15 protein-coding genes are annotated in these 15076 nt (G+C 64.3%); 3 read left to right on the top strand and 12 right to left on the bottom strand.

The features are described 5' to 3' along the window. The gene (locus tag ACYG9V_RS07005) at positions 1 to 255 is read left to right on the top strand and encodes a hypothetical protein (protein ID WP_352496951.1); all 255 of its coding nucleotides are present in this window, start codon (positions 1 to 3) and stop codon (positions 253 to 255) included. A gap of 5 nt (positions 256 to 260) precedes the next feature. Here the strand turns inward: ACYG9V_RS07005 and ACYG9V_RS07000 are convergent, their stop codons facing one another. From ACYG9V_RS07000 to ACYG9V_RS06970, 7 genes are all read right to left on the bottom strand, one after another. Continuing rightward, entirely contained in the window at positions 261 to 1196 is a 936-nt protein-coding gene (locus tag ACYG9V_RS07000; protein ID WP_023752426.1) for an alpha/beta hydrolase, read from the bottom strand. Positions 1197 to 1320: 124 nt separating this feature from the next. Next, the gene (locus tag ACYG9V_RS06995; RefSeq protein WP_023752427.1) at positions 1321 to 2103 is read right to left on the bottom strand and encodes a carnitinyl-CoA dehydratase; all 783 of its coding nucleotides are present in this window, start codon (positions 2101 to 2103) and stop codon (positions 1321 to 1323) included. Further along, a complete protein-coding gene (locus tag ACYG9V_RS06990; protein WP_023752428.1) occupies positions 2096 to 4174 on the bottom strand; it encodes an acetate--CoA ligase family protein in 2079 nt (692 codons plus the stop codon). Before ACYG9V_RS06990 ends, ACYG9V_RS06995 begins: the two co-directional genes overlap by 8 nt. A 3-nt stretch (positions 4175 to 4177) precedes the next feature. Further along, a complete protein-coding gene (locus ACYG9V_RS06985; protein WP_023736236.1) occupies positions 4178 to 5341 on the bottom strand; it encodes an acyl-CoA dehydrogenase family protein in 1164 nt (387 codons plus the stop codon). A 5-nt stretch (positions 5342 to 5346) separates the two neighbouring features. After that, entirely contained in the window at positions 5347 to 6441 is a 1095-nt protein-coding gene (locus ACYG9V_RS06980; RefSeq protein WP_023828614.1) for a carnitine 3-dehydrogenase, read from the bottom strand. Between the two features lie 2 nt (positions 6442 to 6443). Beyond that, positions 6444 to 7067, bottom strand: coding sequence for an HD domain-containing protein (locus tag ACYG9V_RS06975; RefSeq protein ID WP_352763946.1), 624 nt, complete (start codon positions 7065 to 7067; stop codon positions 6444 to 6446). Positions 7068 to 7081: 14 nt separating this feature from the next. After that, positions 7082 to 8005: a beta-keto acid cleavage family enzyme gene (locus tag ACYG9V_RS06970; RefSeq protein WP_023738056.1), complete on the bottom strand. Its 924-nt coding sequence runs from the start codon at positions 8003 to 8005 to the stop codon at positions 7082 to 7084. Positions 8006 to 8081: 76 nt separating this feature from the next. Here ACYG9V_RS06970 and ACYG9V_RS06965 point away from each other — a divergent pair, with 76 nt between their 5' ends. Beyond that, positions 8082 to 9062, top strand: a complete 981-nt coding sequence (locus tag ACYG9V_RS06965) for a GlxA family transcriptional regulator (RefSeq protein WP_023736239.1) — start codon at positions 8082 to 8084, stop codon at positions 9060 to 9062. Between the two features lie 61 nt (positions 9063 to 9123). On the opposite strand, the gene ACYG9V_RS06960 is transcribed toward ACYG9V_RS06965, so the two are convergent. Continuing rightward, positions 9124 to 9327: a hypothetical protein gene (locus tag ACYG9V_RS06960; protein ID WP_023668865.1), complete on the bottom strand. Its 204-nt coding sequence runs from the start codon at positions 9325 to 9327 to the stop codon at positions 9124 to 9126. Between the two features lie 205 nt (positions 9328 to 9532). Then, positions 9533 to 10858, bottom strand: coding sequence for a xylose isomerase (gene xylA / locus ACYG9V_RS06955; RefSeq protein ID WP_023703616.1), 1326 nt, complete (start codon positions 10856 to 10858; stop codon positions 9533 to 9535). Positions 10859 to 10971: 113 nt separating this feature from the next. Here xylA and ACYG9V_RS06950 point away from each other — a divergent pair, with 113 nt between their 5' ends. Continuing rightward, positions 10972 to 11334 carry a nuclear transport factor 2 family protein gene (locus tag ACYG9V_RS06950; protein WP_023715528.1) on the top strand — a complete coding sequence of 121 codons (363 nt, stop codon included), beginning with the start codon at positions 10972 to 10974 and terminating at the stop codon, positions 11332 to 11334. A gap of 191 nt (positions 11335 to 11525) precedes the next feature. Here the strand turns inward: ACYG9V_RS06950 and xylB are convergent, their stop codons facing one another. The 3 genes from xylB to ACYG9V_RS06935 form a co-directional block, all read right to left on the bottom strand. Next, positions 11526 to 12980, bottom strand: coding sequence for a xylulokinase (gene xylB / locus ACYG9V_RS06945; protein ID WP_023715527.1), 1455 nt, complete (start codon positions 12978 to 12980; stop codon positions 11526 to 11528). Between the two features lie 81 nt (positions 12981 to 13061). Further along, positions 13062 to 14387: a tetratricopeptide repeat protein gene (locus tag ACYG9V_RS06940; protein ID WP_023715526.1), complete on the bottom strand. Its 1326-nt coding sequence runs from the start codon at positions 14385 to 14387 to the stop codon at positions 13062 to 13064. 24 nt (positions 14388 to 14411) lie between these two features. Then, positions 14412 to 15035 carry a LysE family translocator gene (locus ACYG9V_RS06935; RefSeq protein WP_352763945.1) on the bottom strand — a complete coding sequence of 208 codons (624 nt, stop codon included), beginning with the start codon at positions 15033 to 15035 and terminating at the stop codon, positions 14412 to 14414. Between the last annotated feature and the right edge of the window lie 41 nt (positions 15036 to 15076).

Here is a 15076-nt window from a genome sequence, read left to right as displayed (position 1 = left end):
ATGACACGCAGGCACTTCGTTCTCTTGCTGGCGGCGCTTTTTCCATGTGCGTTGCCGGTCCATCAATCCGTAGCCAAGACCTTGGTCTACTGCACCGAGGTTAGCCCCGATACGTTCGATCCCGCACTCGCCTCCGGATCCCGCGACGCCTCGGCCACCGCTCTCTACAACCGCATGGTCGAGTTCGAGCCCGGCACCACCAAGGTGCGCCCCGAGCGCATGGCCGAGACGCTGATCGCCTTTGTCCGCGGCTGAGCCGTTCACCAGATCCAGTCGCCTCTGCACAGCACCGACACCGCCTCGACGATACGGTTGAAGCTGGCGCGGGCCCGGCCAACCGTGTGCCTGGCCCGGAGATAGCCGTGCACCAGTCCCGGCTCCTCGAACCAGGTGGCATGGCCGCCGGCAGCGAGGACGCGGTCGCGATAGGCCTCGCCGTCCGACGACAGTGGGTCACACTCAGCGGTGATCAGCACTGTCGGTGGCAGGCCGGTAAAATCTGCGTCGGCCATTGGATACAAAGTGATGTCGCCGGTCCCATCGACGCCGCCGGTGCGGATATCCCTGTAGAAGTCGAGATCGCGCACCGTCAGCATCGGCGCTTCCGCATGCGTCAAATAGGAGCCTTGCGAACGGTCGCCGCCGAGGCCGGGATAGATCAGCACCTGGCCGATCGGCTTTTTGGCATGGCTGCGCGTTGCGTGGGCGACAGCCGCGCAGAGATTGCCGCCGGCGCTGTCGCCGCAGAGCAAAATAGGGCAGTCGTAGTTCGAGGCCGCCCATTCGAAGGCATGCAGCGCATCGTCGAAGGCGGCAGGGTGCAGATGCTCTGGCGCCAGCCGGTAGCCGATGGAGACCACTTCGAAGCCGGTCCGGGCGCACAGCTCGGCGCAGACATCGTCATGGCTGTCCAGCCCACCGAGGATGAAGCCGCCGCCATGGATGTAAAGCACCATCGCGTCCCGGTTGGGTGAGGCAGAGCGATAGATGCGGATCGGGATGTCGTGGGCGGCAATGATTGTCGTTTCCGCCGTCACGCCATCGGGATAGCCGGCAAAAAACTCGCGGCACATCCTGTCATAGATCGCACGCTGTTGGGCGATGGTGTAGTCGATCGTGTCGGGAGGATAGTAGGAGTTGGTCTTCTCGATGAAGGCCCAGGTCTCGGCGTCGATGAGGGTTTTGTAGTCGGTCATGCAGCTCCTTTACCTCCCCCTTGATGGGGGAGGTCGCCGCGAAGCGGCGGGTGGGGGGTGGTGGCGCATCACCCCACCCCGGACCTTCGGTCCGACCCTCCCCATCGAGGGGAGGGTAAAGAGGCTACTTCCCCTTCCACATCGGGTCGCGCTTTTCCGCAAAAGCCCGGAACCCTTCCATATTGTCCTCCGAGCCATAAAGCGCATCGACCGTCGCCAATTGCCGGCGCGTCACGCGGTTCATCGCGTCCTGGAAGGTCAGCGCCTCGGCCACCCGCGCCGTCTCCTTGATCGCGGCAAACACCAGTGGCGGACCGCCGGCGAGCAGCCGGGCGATCTCCCAGACGCGCTCCTCGAGCTTGTCCTTGGGCAGCACTTCGTTGACCAGCCCCCAGCGATACGCTTCCGCCACATCCATCCAGCGGCCGGTGAGCAGAAGGTCCATGGCGACATGGTAGGGAATGCGCTTGGGCAGCTTGATCGTCGCGGCATCAGCCAGCGTGCCGGCGCGGATTTCGGGCAGGGCGAAGGAGGAATGGTCGGAGGCGAAAATGAGGTCGCAGGACAGCGCCAGCTCGAAGCCGCCGCCCACCGCCATGCCGTTGACGCAGGCAATGATCGGCTTGTTCATGTCGCGCAGCTCCTGCAGGCCGGCAAAACCGCCGACGCCATAGTCGCCGTCGACCGCGTCGCCACCTGCGGCTGCCTTCAAATCCCAGCCGGCGCAGAAGAACTTGTCGCCGGCGGTCTTGACGATGGCGACGCGCAATCCGGGATCGTCGCGGAACGCCTTGAAGGTCTCGCCCATCAGCCGCGAGGTCTTGAGGTCGATGGCGTTGGCCTTGGGCCGGTCGAGCGTGACCTCGAGGATGGTGCCCTCGCGGCGGGTGGAAATGACGTCAGACATTCTTCTTCTCTCCCAGCACCAGCAGCGCGTCGGCGATCCAGGCGCCCTTGCCCTCGGCGCAGACGATCAGCGGGTTGATGTCGAGTTCCTCGATCTCTCCGGCATTCGTCTGCACGAAGCCGGCAATGCCCGCGATGGCGTCGATGGCAGCCCCTACATCGGCCTTGGGCCGGCCACGATAGCCGTCCAGCAGCGGAAACAGTTTAAGGCCACGCAGGGCCGCCTCGATGTCGTCGCGCGTCGCCGGCAGCATCAGCGTGACGCTGTCGCGCAACAGCTCGACCAGCACGCCTCCGGTGCCCAGCGTCATGACGGCGCCGAACATCGGGTCGCGGGTGAAGCCGACGATCAGTTCGGCAACGCCGTCGCGCACCATGCGCTCGACATAGAGGCCGGTGCCGAGCGGCAGCAGATCATGCGCCGCCGTGCTCACGGATTCGGCGTCCTTGAGGTTCAGCCTGACCGCGCCGACTTCCGATTTGTGGGTGACTCCGAGCGCCTTCAGCGCCACCGGGAAGCCGAGCGCCATCGATGAGATGACGGCCTCGACAGCATTGGCGGCACGTTCTGCCTTCGGCACAGGCAAGCCGGCCTTGATCAACCGCGCCTTGGCTTCGGCCTCGTCAGGGGTGACATGGTCACCTCCGGCCGCACCTGCAGCCGACGTGTCGATAGACTGCGCCTGCGGCTCGGCCCAGGCCCAGCCGATGAAGGCTGCCGCACCTGCGGCATCCATGGCCTCGGAGATGCCGAACAACGGCACCATGCCGCGCGCCATCAGTTCGGCGGTGTATTCCTCCGGCAGGTTCTCCGGCAGCGAGGAGACGATCGCACCATGCGCCTTGTTGGTCTTCAGCGCCGATTCGAAGGCGCGCAGCGTCGCCCACCAGTCGGTGACCGAGCAGCGGTCGGGGCGCGGGAAATCGAGCACCAGCATGTTGAGGTCGAAGCCACCCGACACCATGGCGGTGAAGGTTGCGGTCATCGCCGGCTCGTTGTTCCAGATGAAGGTGTGATAGTCCAACGGGTTGGCGACCGCGACCAGCGGCCCGAGCGTCGATTTGACATGGGCGCGGTGCTTCCTGGTGAGCTCCGGGAAATTGACCCAGCGGCCTTCGGCGCTGTCGGCCATGACAGAGGCTTCGCCGCCGGAGCAGCTCATCGACGACAGACGATAGCCGGGCAGCGGCCCGGTGACATGCAGCAGCTTCAGCGCCTCGATGAAGGCGGGGATGGAATCGACGCGGGCAATGCCGAGCCGCCGCAGGAAAGCGCCCGAGGCAGCGTCCGAGCCAGCCAGCGATGCCGTGTGCGAGACCGTCGCCTGCCGCGCCTGTTCGGAGCGACCGACCTTCATGGCGATGATCGGCTTCTTCAGTTCGCGCGCCCGCGCCGCCAGCTTCTCGAAGCCGGCTACCGAATCGAAGGCTTCGATGTGCAGGCCGAGCGAGGTGACGCGCTCGTCCTCGATCAGGCCGAGCGCCATTTCGGAGAGGCCGGTCTGCGCCTGGTTGCCGGCGGTCATCAGGAAGGCGATCGGCAGGCCGCGCTTCTGCATCGTCATGTTGATGGCGATGTTGGAGGACTGGGTGATGATGGCGACGCCCTTGGCGCCTTCGGGCAGCCTGATGCCGCCATGCTGGTCGGGCCATAGCAGCGCGCCATCGGCATAGTTGATCAGGCCGTAGCAGTTCGGCCCGATGATCGGCATCTGGCCCGCGGCAGCCACCAGTTCGGCCTGCAGCCGCTCGCCGTCATCGTCATAGGCCTCGGTCTCAAGAAAGCCCGCGGCAAAACAGACGGCGCCGCCGGCGCCACGCTTGGCCAGCGCCTTGATCACCTCGATGGTGAGATGCCGGTTTACGCCGACAAAGGCGGCGTCGGGCGCCCCGGGCAATTCGGCGACCGAGCGATAGGCCTTGCGGCCGGCGACCTCGTCCTTGTTCGGATGCACCGGCCAGATTTCGCCGACAAAGCCCATCTTGATCGATTGGGCGACGACGGCGGCGGCCTGGGCCCCGCCGAACACCGCGATGGATTTTGGGCGCAACAGACGCTCAAGCTTGTGCATGGGTTATGCCCCGAACGGGCGCAGCAGCGCCCGCGAAATGATGTGGCGCTGGATTTCCGATGTCCCTTCCCAGATGCGCTCGACGCGGGCGTCGCGCCAGATGCGTTCCAACGGCAGGTCGTCCATCAGCCCCATGCCACCATGGATCTGGACGGCTTCGTCGGCAACGAAGGCGAGCATTTCGGTAGCCTTCAGCTTCGCCATGGCCATGTCCTGATCGGTGACGGTGCCCTGATCGTACTTCCAGCCGGCTTCGAACACCATCAGGTCCGCCGCCTTCAATTCCGTCGCCATGTCGGCGAGCTTGAACGACACGCCCTGGAACTTGCCAATCTGCTGGCCGAACTGCTGGCGCTGCGCCGAATATTCGATGGCATGACCGAGCGCCCGCTCGGCGCGGCCGAGGCAGGTGGCGCCGACCTGCAGGCGCGTGGCGCCGAGCCAGGAATTAGCGACGTCGAAACCCTTGTGCACTTCGCCGAGAACTTGGGCTCCCGGCAGGCGGCAATCGTCGAATTCGAGGATGGCATTGGTGTAGCCGCGATGCGAGACGTTGCGGTAGCCGTCGCGCACGGTGAACCCCCTGGTGCCCTTGTCGACGAAGAAGGCGGTGATCTTCTTGCGCTTGCCGCGCGGCGTTTCTTCCTCGCCCGAAGCCATAAAACAAATCGCGAAATCGGCGAGATCGGCATGGGAGATGAAATGCTTGGTGCCGTTAAGGACCCAGTCGTCGCCGTCCTGCACCGCGGTCGCCTTCATGCCTCGCAGGTCGGAGCCGGCGCCGGGCTCGGTCATCGCCAGGCAGTCCCACTTCTCGCCGCGGATGCACGGGAACAGGTACTTTTCGCGCTGCTCGGGCGTGCCGGCGAGCAGGATGTTGGAGGGGCGCGCGACGCAGGTCCAGTGCAGCGCATAGTTGGCGCGGCCGAGTTCCTTCTCGTAGAGCAGCCAAGTCACCGTATCGAGGCCGGCGCCACCGACATCGGCCGGCATGTTGGCCGCATAGAGCCCCGCTTCGATTGCCTTGACCTTGATCTCCTCGATCAGCTCGCGGCGCAGCACGCCGGTGCGCTCGACCTCGCGTTCATGCGGGTAAAGCTCGTTCTCGACGAAAGCGCGCGTCGTCTCGACAATGAGCTTCTGTTCCTCCGAAAGACCGAAATCCATGGTCCTCAGCCCTTCTTCTTTTTCTTCGGCTTTTCCGCCTTCTTCACCGGCTTCGATGCCTTGGCCTTTTCTGCGGCCCTGGATGCGGCCGGCTTCTTCGCCGCCAGCTTGGCCAACTGCCTGGTATAGTCCTTGTGCAAGGCGCCGGCGCCCCAGCCCTTGCCTTTGTTCTGTTTCGACAGAGCATCCATGATCGCGACCAGATTGTCGTCGCGGATCTTTTCCAGTTCGCGGATCGACAGGCCATGCGCCTGGTCGTCCGACTGGGTGGCAATAAGATCGACCAGCTCGTCGTTGAACTCCGGCACGTCCATAAGCTTGGTCCACGGCCATTTCAGGCACGGCCCGAACTGCGCCATGAAGTGGCGCATGCCGGCTTCGCCGCCGGCGACGCGATAGACCTGGAACATGCCCATCTGCGCCCAGCGCAGGCCGAAGCCATAGCGCATGATGTCGTCGAGTTCCTCAACGGTGCAGATGCCGTCCTTGATCAGCCACAGCGCCTCGCGCCAGGCCGCTTCGAGCAGGCGGTCGCCGACAAAGGCCTCGATCTCCTTGCGGATCACCACCGGCTTCATGCCGATCGAGGCATAGATCTCCTTTGCGACCTCGATCGCCTCTGGAAAGGTCTGTTCGCCGCCGACGATCTCGACCAGCGGCAGCAGATAGACCGGGTTGAAGGGATGTCCGACAACCAGACGCTCCGGATGCTTCTTCATCGCCACCTGCATGTCGGTCGGCTTGATGCCCGAGGTGGACGAGCCGACAATGGCGTTGGCCGGCGCGTAGAGATCGATCTCGGCCAGCACGCGGTGTTTGAGGTCGAGCCGCTCCGGCACGCTCTCCTGGATGAAATCGGCGTCGGCCACCGCCTCGGCGATGGTCTTGGCAAAGGTCAGTCTGCCTTCCCTGGGCAGGCCGCCTGGAACCATCTGCCTGTAGGCGCGGCGCGCGCCCTTCATCACTTCCGAGACCTTGCGCGACGCTTCCGGGTCCGGATCGAAGATCGACACGTCGATGCCGTTGAGCAGCAGCCGCGCCACCCAGCCGGCGCCAATGACACCGCCGCCAATGGCGGCTGCCTTGTTGATGATGCTCATGGTCAGGCTCCGGTTCTTGTCTTGGCGGTTTCGGGGTCGATGAGAGGCACGCGCTCGCCGGAGCGGATCACGAAGGGGTCGTAGGCCTTGCGGGCGAAGACTTCGAGCACGAAGGGCCAGAAGAATTCGATCGGCAGCGTGTCGTAGTCCGGGTCGAAGCTCGACTGGTCCCAGCGTTCGCAAAACTGGTCGCAATCGTCGAAATAGGCATGGCCGGCGAAGCGGTCGCGAGCGTGGCGGTTGCCGCCGAGATGATGCGCGTAACAGAGCCGCTGGAAGTCGCCATGCTTTTCCACCACCCAGGTGCATTGCTCGCGCACGAAAGGTTTCAGGATCGAGGCGGCGTATTCGTCGTGATTGTAGGGAGCGTAGATGTCGCCGATGTCGTGCAGCAGCGCGCAGGCGATCCAGTCGGTGTCGGCGCCGTCACGCCAGGCCCGCGTCGCCGCCTGCAGCGAATGGCCGAGCCTGGTGATCTTGTAGCCCGACAGGCCTTCGTCGAGTTGCACCAGTGCGTCGAGCAGCCGCTCGCCGGTCCTGGCGGCATAGTCGATCTCATGGGCGGTCAGGAACTCATAGTCTTGCCTGTCGCCATCCTTCATCGCAGTGAATTTGACGGTAGCCATGATCCGCTCCCGTCTTAAGCAGCCGCTGCGATCGGCGCCCGCTTGGTGAGGTTGAGCTTCCTGCGCACTTCCTCCGGCCCCAAAATCCTGGCGCCGAGATTGGTGACGATGCTGGCGGCGCGCTCGACCAGCTGCGCATTGGTGGCCAGCACGCCCTTGTCGAGCCAGAGATTGTCTTCGAGACCGACGCGGACATTGCCGCCGGCGAGCACTGCAGCGGCTGCATAGGCCATCTGGTTGCGGCCGATGGCGAAGGCCGACCAGTTCCAGGTCGACGGCACGTTGTTAACCATGGCCATGAAGGTGTTGAGGTCGTCCGGCGCCCCCCACGGCACACCCATGCAGAGCTGCACCAGCGCGTCGGGATTCAAGACCTTTTCTTCGACCAGCTGCTTGGCGAACCAGAGGTGGCCGGTATCGAAGGCTTCGATCTCCGGCTTGACGCCGAGCGCCGTCATCATGCCGCCCATGGCGCGCAGCATGCCGGGCGTGTTGGTCATGACATAATCGGCCTCGGCGAAGTTCATGGTGCCGCAATCCAGCGTGCAGATTTCCGGCAGGCACTGGCGCACATGTTCCATGCGGTTGGTGGCGCCGCCCATGTCGGTGCCGTTTTCATTGAGCGGCAGCGGCGCTTCCGGTGAGCCGAACACCATGTCGCCGCCCATCCCGGCGGTCAGGTTCAGGATCACATCGACTTCTGCCGCGCGGATGCGGTCCGTCACTTCGCGGTAGAGATGGATATCGCGGCGCGGCTTGCCGGTCTCGGGGTCGCGGACATGGCAGTGGACGATGGCGGCACCGGCCTTGGCCGCATCGATCGCCGAATCGGCGATCTGCTTGGGCGAGCGTGGCACATGCGGGGAGCGGTCCTGCGAGCCGCCGGACCCGGTCACGGCACAGGTAATGAAAACCTCACGGTTCATCGCGAGCGGCATGGACATCTCCTCCCATAGAAACAGACCCAACAATGCCCGACTTGCCGGAAACTGTTTTGCGATTTACGAAGCTCTCATGATCAAGAGCGAAAAACCGACCATCTTTCGCGCCGAGCGATCGCCGCTCAAGGTGACGCTGCTGGTGTTTTCAGGCTCGTCCATCATGTGCGTGGCGTCGGCCGTCGACCCGCTGCGCGCCGCCAATCGCATTTCCGGCGAGACGCTGTTCGATTTCAAACTGGTCTCGGTCACCGGCGAGGCGCCGGTCACCACATGCGGCCTGCCGGTGGCGGTCAGGGGCCGCTTCGATGCGGCCGAGCCGACCGACGTGCTTGTCGTCGTCGCCGGCTTCGGCACCCAGAATTACGCGACATCGGCTCTGCTTTCCGGATTACGGCGAGCGGCCCGCGCGGCTCGCGCCTGCGGCGGCGTCGAGGCCGGCACATGGCTGGTGGCGCGCGCCGGCCTCCTCGAAGGCCGCAGCGCCACCACCCATTGGGAAGACATGGAGGATTTTTCCTCCGCCTTTCCCGGCGTCGACGTGCGTCCGGACCGCTACGTCATCGACGGACCGGTGTTCACCTCGGGCGGGGCGTCGCCGACCTTCGACCTGATGCTGCATCTGATCCGCACCCGGCTCGGCATGGCCGTCGCGCTCGATGTCGCCAGCGTCTTCATCTACGACCAGGCGCGCGCCGCGACCGACGCGCAGCCGCTGGTCTCGCTCGGCCGGCTCGACGGCTACGACCCGCGTCTGGCGCAGGCTATCCGGCTGATGGAATCGCATGTCGACCAGCCGCTGACCATCGACGCGGTGGCAAAACGCGCCGGGGTGACGGCGCGGACATTGGAGAGCATTTTTCGCAAGTCGATCGGCGAGACGCCGGGCGCATATTATCTCAGGCTGCGGCTGGGCGCGGCGCGGCGGCTGGTGGTCGACACGCGGATCGCCATGGCGGATATTGCCGGGCGGACGGGGTTCTCGTCCGCCGCGGCATTTTCCAGAGCGTTTTCAAGAGCGTTCGGCGAAGCCCCGGTCAGGCTGCGCCGAGGTTGATGCATGTCGCCCAAAAGTGTGTCGCGGTTTTGGGATAACGACATGCACAGACAAAGGGAGATCAGGCTGCGTTCTGTCGATCGCTGCCGGCGTCCATCTGCGAGCGCATCTGCCTCGCCAGACGGACTTCAAATCGGCTGCTGACAGCACGATCCCATTCGTTTTTCACGCTGTCGGTCGGCCGCGGCAGCGCCATCAGCCGGTCGATGATCGATCCGGTCTCGCCGGATGAGAGCAGGGCGTCGATTTCGCGTTCATGCTGCATATCGGTTCGCCTCCTTCCTTTTCACCCGCCACAACCGCATCCTTATACGAGATACGTGACGGCAGTTTGAAGGCAAGAGCGAGGTCATTGAGGGGCGCCAAAGGGCAAACCCTTGTCGTCGGATAGGGTCTTGCGCAAACCCCATTCCGGGGCGGCCGGAATGTTATCCAGCCACCCTTGAGCACAACGAATCGGCTTTCCGCCCTCAGACGTAGCGGTTGACGATGTTTTCCAGCAACTCCTGGCGGCCGGAGCGTGGCTGCGGCTCGATCTTCTTCTTCACCACGCGCTCGGCGATGTCTTCCAGCGAGCGCTTGCCCGACAGCATCGCCTTGCCCTCGGCCGTGTTCCAACCGGCATAGCGCTCGGCCAGCGGACCCGACAGCGCCTTGTCCTCGACCATCTTGGCGGCTGCCTTGAGGCCTCGTGCGCAGGAATCCATGCCGCCGATATGGCCGATCAGCAGGTCCTGCGGGTCGAGCGACTGGCGGCGCAGCTTGGCGTCGAAATTGGTGCCGCCGGTCTTGAAGCCGCCGGCCTGCAACACCTGGTAATAGGCCAGCGCCATCTCGGGCACATTGTTGGGGAACTGGTCGGTGTCCCAGCCCGACTGGTAGTCGTTGCGGTTCATGTCGATCGAGCCGAAGACGCCGAGCGCATTGGCCAGCGCCAGCTCGTGTTCGAAGGAATGGCCGGCGAGAATCGCGTGGCCCTGCTCGATGTTAAGCTTCACTTCCTTCTCCAGCCCGAAGCGCTTGAGGAAACCGTAGACCGTGGCGACGTCGTAGTCGTACTGATGCTTGGTCGGCTCCTGCGGTTTCGGCTCGATCAGGATCGTGCCTTTGAAGCCAATCTTGTGCTTGTAGTCGACGACCAGGCTGAGGAAGCGCCCGGCCTGCTCCTGCTCGCGGGCAAGATCGGTGTTGAGCAGCGTTTCATAGCCCTCGCGCCCGCCCCACAGTACATAATTCTCGCCCTTCAGCCGCTTGGTGACGTCGATGCAGCTTTTCACCGTCGCCGCCGCATAGGCGAAGACATCCGGATCGGGATTGGTGGCGGCGCCCGACATGAAGCGGCGGTTGGAGAACAGGTTGGCCGTGCCCCAGAGCAGCTTGACGCCGGTCTTCTTCATCTTGGCGGCAAAATAGTCGGCGATCTCGTCGAGCCGCGCGGCACTTTCGGAGAAATCCTTTCCTTCGGGCCGCACGTCGGCGTCGTGAAAGCAGAAATAGGGGGCGCCGAGCAGCGAGAACATCTCGAAGGCGACGTCGGCTTTCAGCTTGGCGAGTTCCATCGTGTCGACGCCGCCAGCCTTGGGAAACCAGGGCCGGTCGAAGGTCTGGCCGCCAAAGGGATCGCCGCCCGGCCAGGCGAAAGAATGCCAGTAGGCGACGGCGAAGCGCAGATGGTCTTCCAGCCGTTTGCCGGCCACCACCTCGTCGGGATTGTAGAAGCGGTAGGCCAGCGGGTTGATCGAATCCGGCCCCTCATACTTGATCGCTTTGATGTCGCCGAAAAATCCGCTGCTCATGATTTCTGTCCTCTCTCGAATAGTTCGCCCTGATTACCTCAGGCGTAATTGGTTTCGCTCTCGCTCGGGGTGAAAAGGCTCGTGTCAAAGCCACTCAACGAAGGAGACAGACCATGACCGACCTCAACACGATCGCCCAGAACTACATCACCGCCTGGAACGAGGCCGATGCGGATCGCCGCGCCGAACTGCTCAAGGCCACCTTCACGGAAGACGTCAGCTACCGCGATCCGCTGATGCAAGGCGACGGCCATGCCGGCGTAGCCAAGCTGATCGACGGTGTACAGCAGCGCTTCGCCGGCTTCCGGTTCTCGCTGAAGGGCCAGCCGGACGGGTTTGGCGACCGCATCCGCTTCTCGTGGAATCTTGGGCCGGAAGGCGTGCCGTCGGTTATCGAAGGCACCGATATCGGTGTTATCGAGAACGGCCGTCTGAAGAGCGTCACCGGGTTTCTCGACAAGGTGCCGGCGCAGTGATCGATTAAGGGTGGCGCGAGACACCCCCCTCTGCCCTGCCGGGCATCTCCCCCGCAAGGGGGGAGATTGGCTGGCATCCACGCCTTCGCTAATCACCCACCTTACAAGACTGGCATACCCGCCGACGCTGCCGATCTCCCCCCTTGCGGGGGAGATGCCCGGCAGGGCAGAGGGGGATGCCTCGCGCTCACTCACGCCATGGCGCCTTTGATCGCCGGGTATAGCGCCCGGTAGCGCTGGTACGCATCGGCATACGCCCCGCCAAGCGCAGCATCCGGCTCGATCGTCGCATCCGTCCTCGGCGCCGTGCACACCGCCCGCGGATCAGCCCCTGTCGCCGCGATCAGACCAAGCCTCGCCGCGCCAAAGGCAGCACCGAAATCGCCGTCGGCCGGAATGTCCACGGGCACCTGCAGCGCCGTAGCGATCGCCTTCAGCCAGTAGCGCGAGCGCGAGCCGCCGCCGATTGCCGTCACCCGCGTCAAATCCGTGCCGGCGGTCTTCAAGGCTTCGAGACTGTCGCGGAATGCGAAGGCGACGCCCTCGAGCACGGCCTGCGTCAGCACTGCGCGCCCGGATTCATGCGCCAGTCCGGTGAAGGACCCACGAATGGCGGAATCATTGTGCGGCGTGCGCTCGCCCGAGAGATAGGGCAGGAACGACACCCCGCTAGGCGCTTTCAGCACATCGCCAAGTTCGGCGGTCAATTCGCCGGCCTTCTTGCCTGAAATCTCCGACAGCCAGTTCAGCGAATCGGTCGCCGACAGGATGACGCCCATTTGGTGCCAGGTGTTTGGCAGCGCGTGACAGAAGGTGTGCACCGCGCTGGCCGGATTGGGCAAATAGGACGCGTTGGCGGCAAACAGCACGCCGGATGTGCCAAGCGACACGAAGGCATGGCCGGCGCCGACCGTGCCCATGCCGCAGGCCGAAGCAGCATTGTCGCCGGCGCCGCCGGCAACCGGGGTGCCCGATGCTATGCCCCAGCTGGCGGCCAGTTCGGCGCGCAAGGCGCCGGCCTTCTCCGTGCCTTCGACCAGCGACGGCATATGCCTTTCGTCGAGCGATGTCGCCGCAAGCAATTCGGGGGACCAGCGCCGTTTGCCGACATCGAGCCAGGAGGTGCCGGCCGAGTCGGACATTTCTGAGATATGCTCGCCGGTCAGCCACAACCGCAGGAAATCCTTCGGCAAAAGCACCTTCCCCACTTTGGCGAAGACGGCAGGCTCATTGTTCTTCACCCAGGCGAGTTTCGGCGCCGTGAAGCCGGGGAAGACGATATTCCCGGTGAGTTGGCGAAAGCGCGGGTCGGCATCGAGCGCGGCGGCCTCGGCGTGACTGCGCGTATCGTTCCACAGGATGCAGGGGCGCAGCACCTGGTCGCCGGCATCGAGCAAGGTGGCGCCATGCATATGGCCGGAAAGGCCGATGCCCTTGACCGCGGCAAGCTCTTTCGGGTGCGAGGCTTTCAGCTTGGCAATGGCGGTCTCGCAGGCGCGGATCCAGTCGGCGGGGTTTTGTTCGGACCAGCCGGGATGCGGCCGCGATACGTCAAGCGAAGCATGGCCGGAGCCGATGATCTTCTGCCCGGCATCGATCAACAGCGCCTTGACGCCCGACGTGCCGAGATCGAGGCCGAGATACATGCATTCCTCCCATTGCCATTAATTTTTTCGGGTCTCGAAAAAATCTGGCTTGCCAGTTTTTAAAACAAGATCCGCCGCGGGTCAATTCTCTGACAAATTGGCGGCGCGTTGCGAAAACAGCGCCGACAGCGGACTGTCCGGCCGGACCAGTGCGCGCTCGGCCGTCAACGCCCAGGCAAGCGCCGTGTCGCCGGCGCGCAACGCCGCCTCGATCAGCGTGAGATCAATCACATCGCGCTGGGCGTGGCTGCCGCCAAAGCGATGGGCAATGGCGCGGATCGGTCGGATCAGGCGCACCGCTTCGCTGTAATTGCCCTCGCCGAATGCCTTGATGCCTTCCGTCAGTGGCTGGCCGACATCCCGGGTAAAGGCGGCGTTGTCGTCGCTGCCGCGCATCGCCTCGTGCTGGGCTTCGAGCAAGATCTTGGCCGGCGCTTCGAGACCGGCGCCGACGAATGCCATCATCGCATGCGCATCGTTGAAGGCGTAATTGCCGGCTCCAGCCTTCGGCGCCCAGTTGGCAGCGAGCGCTGCCCAGCGGTCGCCGACATCGACACCGCCGAGATAAAGCCGCCACAGGATCGCGGATGCATCGACCATGTTCAGCGCCAGCGTCGAACGCTCGCCATAGATCGGCCCGTCATAGAGTTTGAGCACCTCGTCGGTCTCGCCGAGATCGTAGTGGAACAGCGCCAGATGCCACCAATTATGCACCTGCAGGAAGCTCTCTTTGGTCCACGCCTCGGGATTGGCGCGCATCCAGGCGATGCCGTCCCGTTGCCGGCTCTGCATCTCCATGACATGGGCGACCGCGTGCTGCGCCCAGCCGTCTCGCGGCTCGATCTCGATCGCCTGTCGGCCGAAACTTTCGGCTCTGATATAGTCGCCCATCTCCTCGAGACCGAAGGCCTGCATACCGAGAATGGCGTGATAACCTGGCATGCCGCTCTGCCAGGACGGTAGCGCGCGGCCGATACGGTCGCGCAGCATGCGGGCATTGCCGGTGAAGAAGTCGATCTGGTGGCCGACCTGCAACGCCACCACGTCGAGCGGGTTGTCGATGGCGATATCTTCGAGCAGGCGCGCGGCGTCATGCCAGCGTCCCTCGGCAAGGTGGCCAAGGGCCGCCACATGCGCCTGTTCGCGCGGCGTCGCGGCAAGCGGCAGTGCCGCAGCATGGCATGCCTGGGTGACCGCCATTGCCTCGCGTTCGGTGGCGAGGCCGAACAGATACCCCTTGAAGACATGCGCCATGACGAAACCGGGATCCGCCGATATGGCGCGGTCAACGGAGCCGACCGGGTCGCCGACGAAGCATTGCAATTCATGAACGGCCTGGCTGTAGGGTGAAAACCCGGCCTCGGTCGCGCCCGAAAACATTAGGCCGAATGGATCTCTTACTGCCATATCGGCCCTGATGCTCCGCAGTTCCTAATTGCCCGAGCGCATCGCCACCGTGGCGATCCCGGCGCCGACCAGCAGCGTGCCGCCGGTGCGGTTGAAGATGCGGATCGCCTTGGGGTTGCGTACGACGTTGCGGGCGCGCGCCGCAATCAGCGCGTAGCCGAAGGCATTGGCGAAGGCGAGCGCCAGGAAGGTCGCTTCGAAGATCAGCATCTGTGTCCAGAAATCGGCTTCCCGGTTGAGGAACTGCGGCAGGAAGGCGACGAAGAAGGTGATGCTCTTCGGGTTGAGTGCGGTGACCAGCCAGGCGTGCGCCATCATCTTGGCGGCCGAGACGGCATCTGTGCGCGGTTCAGCTTTGAGCGCGCCGCCGGCGCGAAACAGTTTTACCCCGAGATAGACCAGATAGCAGGCGCCGATCAGCTTCAGAATGGTGAACACGGTCGCCGACGCGGCCAGCAGCGCGCCAATGCCCAGCATCGACAGGGTCATGGCGGTGAAGTCGCCCAGCGCCACGCCGACGGCCATCGGCAAGGCGGTGCGCCAGCCCTGGCCCAGCGCATAGGACACGACCAGAAGAATGGTCGGGCCGGGAATGATGAGCAGAACGGTGGAGGCGGCGGCGAAGGCGGCCCAGTTTTCGAACGACATCTTTGTCTCCTTGAGCGCAAAGAAAAGGATAAATCCTCGTG

It is taken from the genome of Mesorhizobium sp. W016, from assembly GCF_054719485.1.
This window is presented reverse-complemented; position numbering and strand designations above follow the sequence as displayed.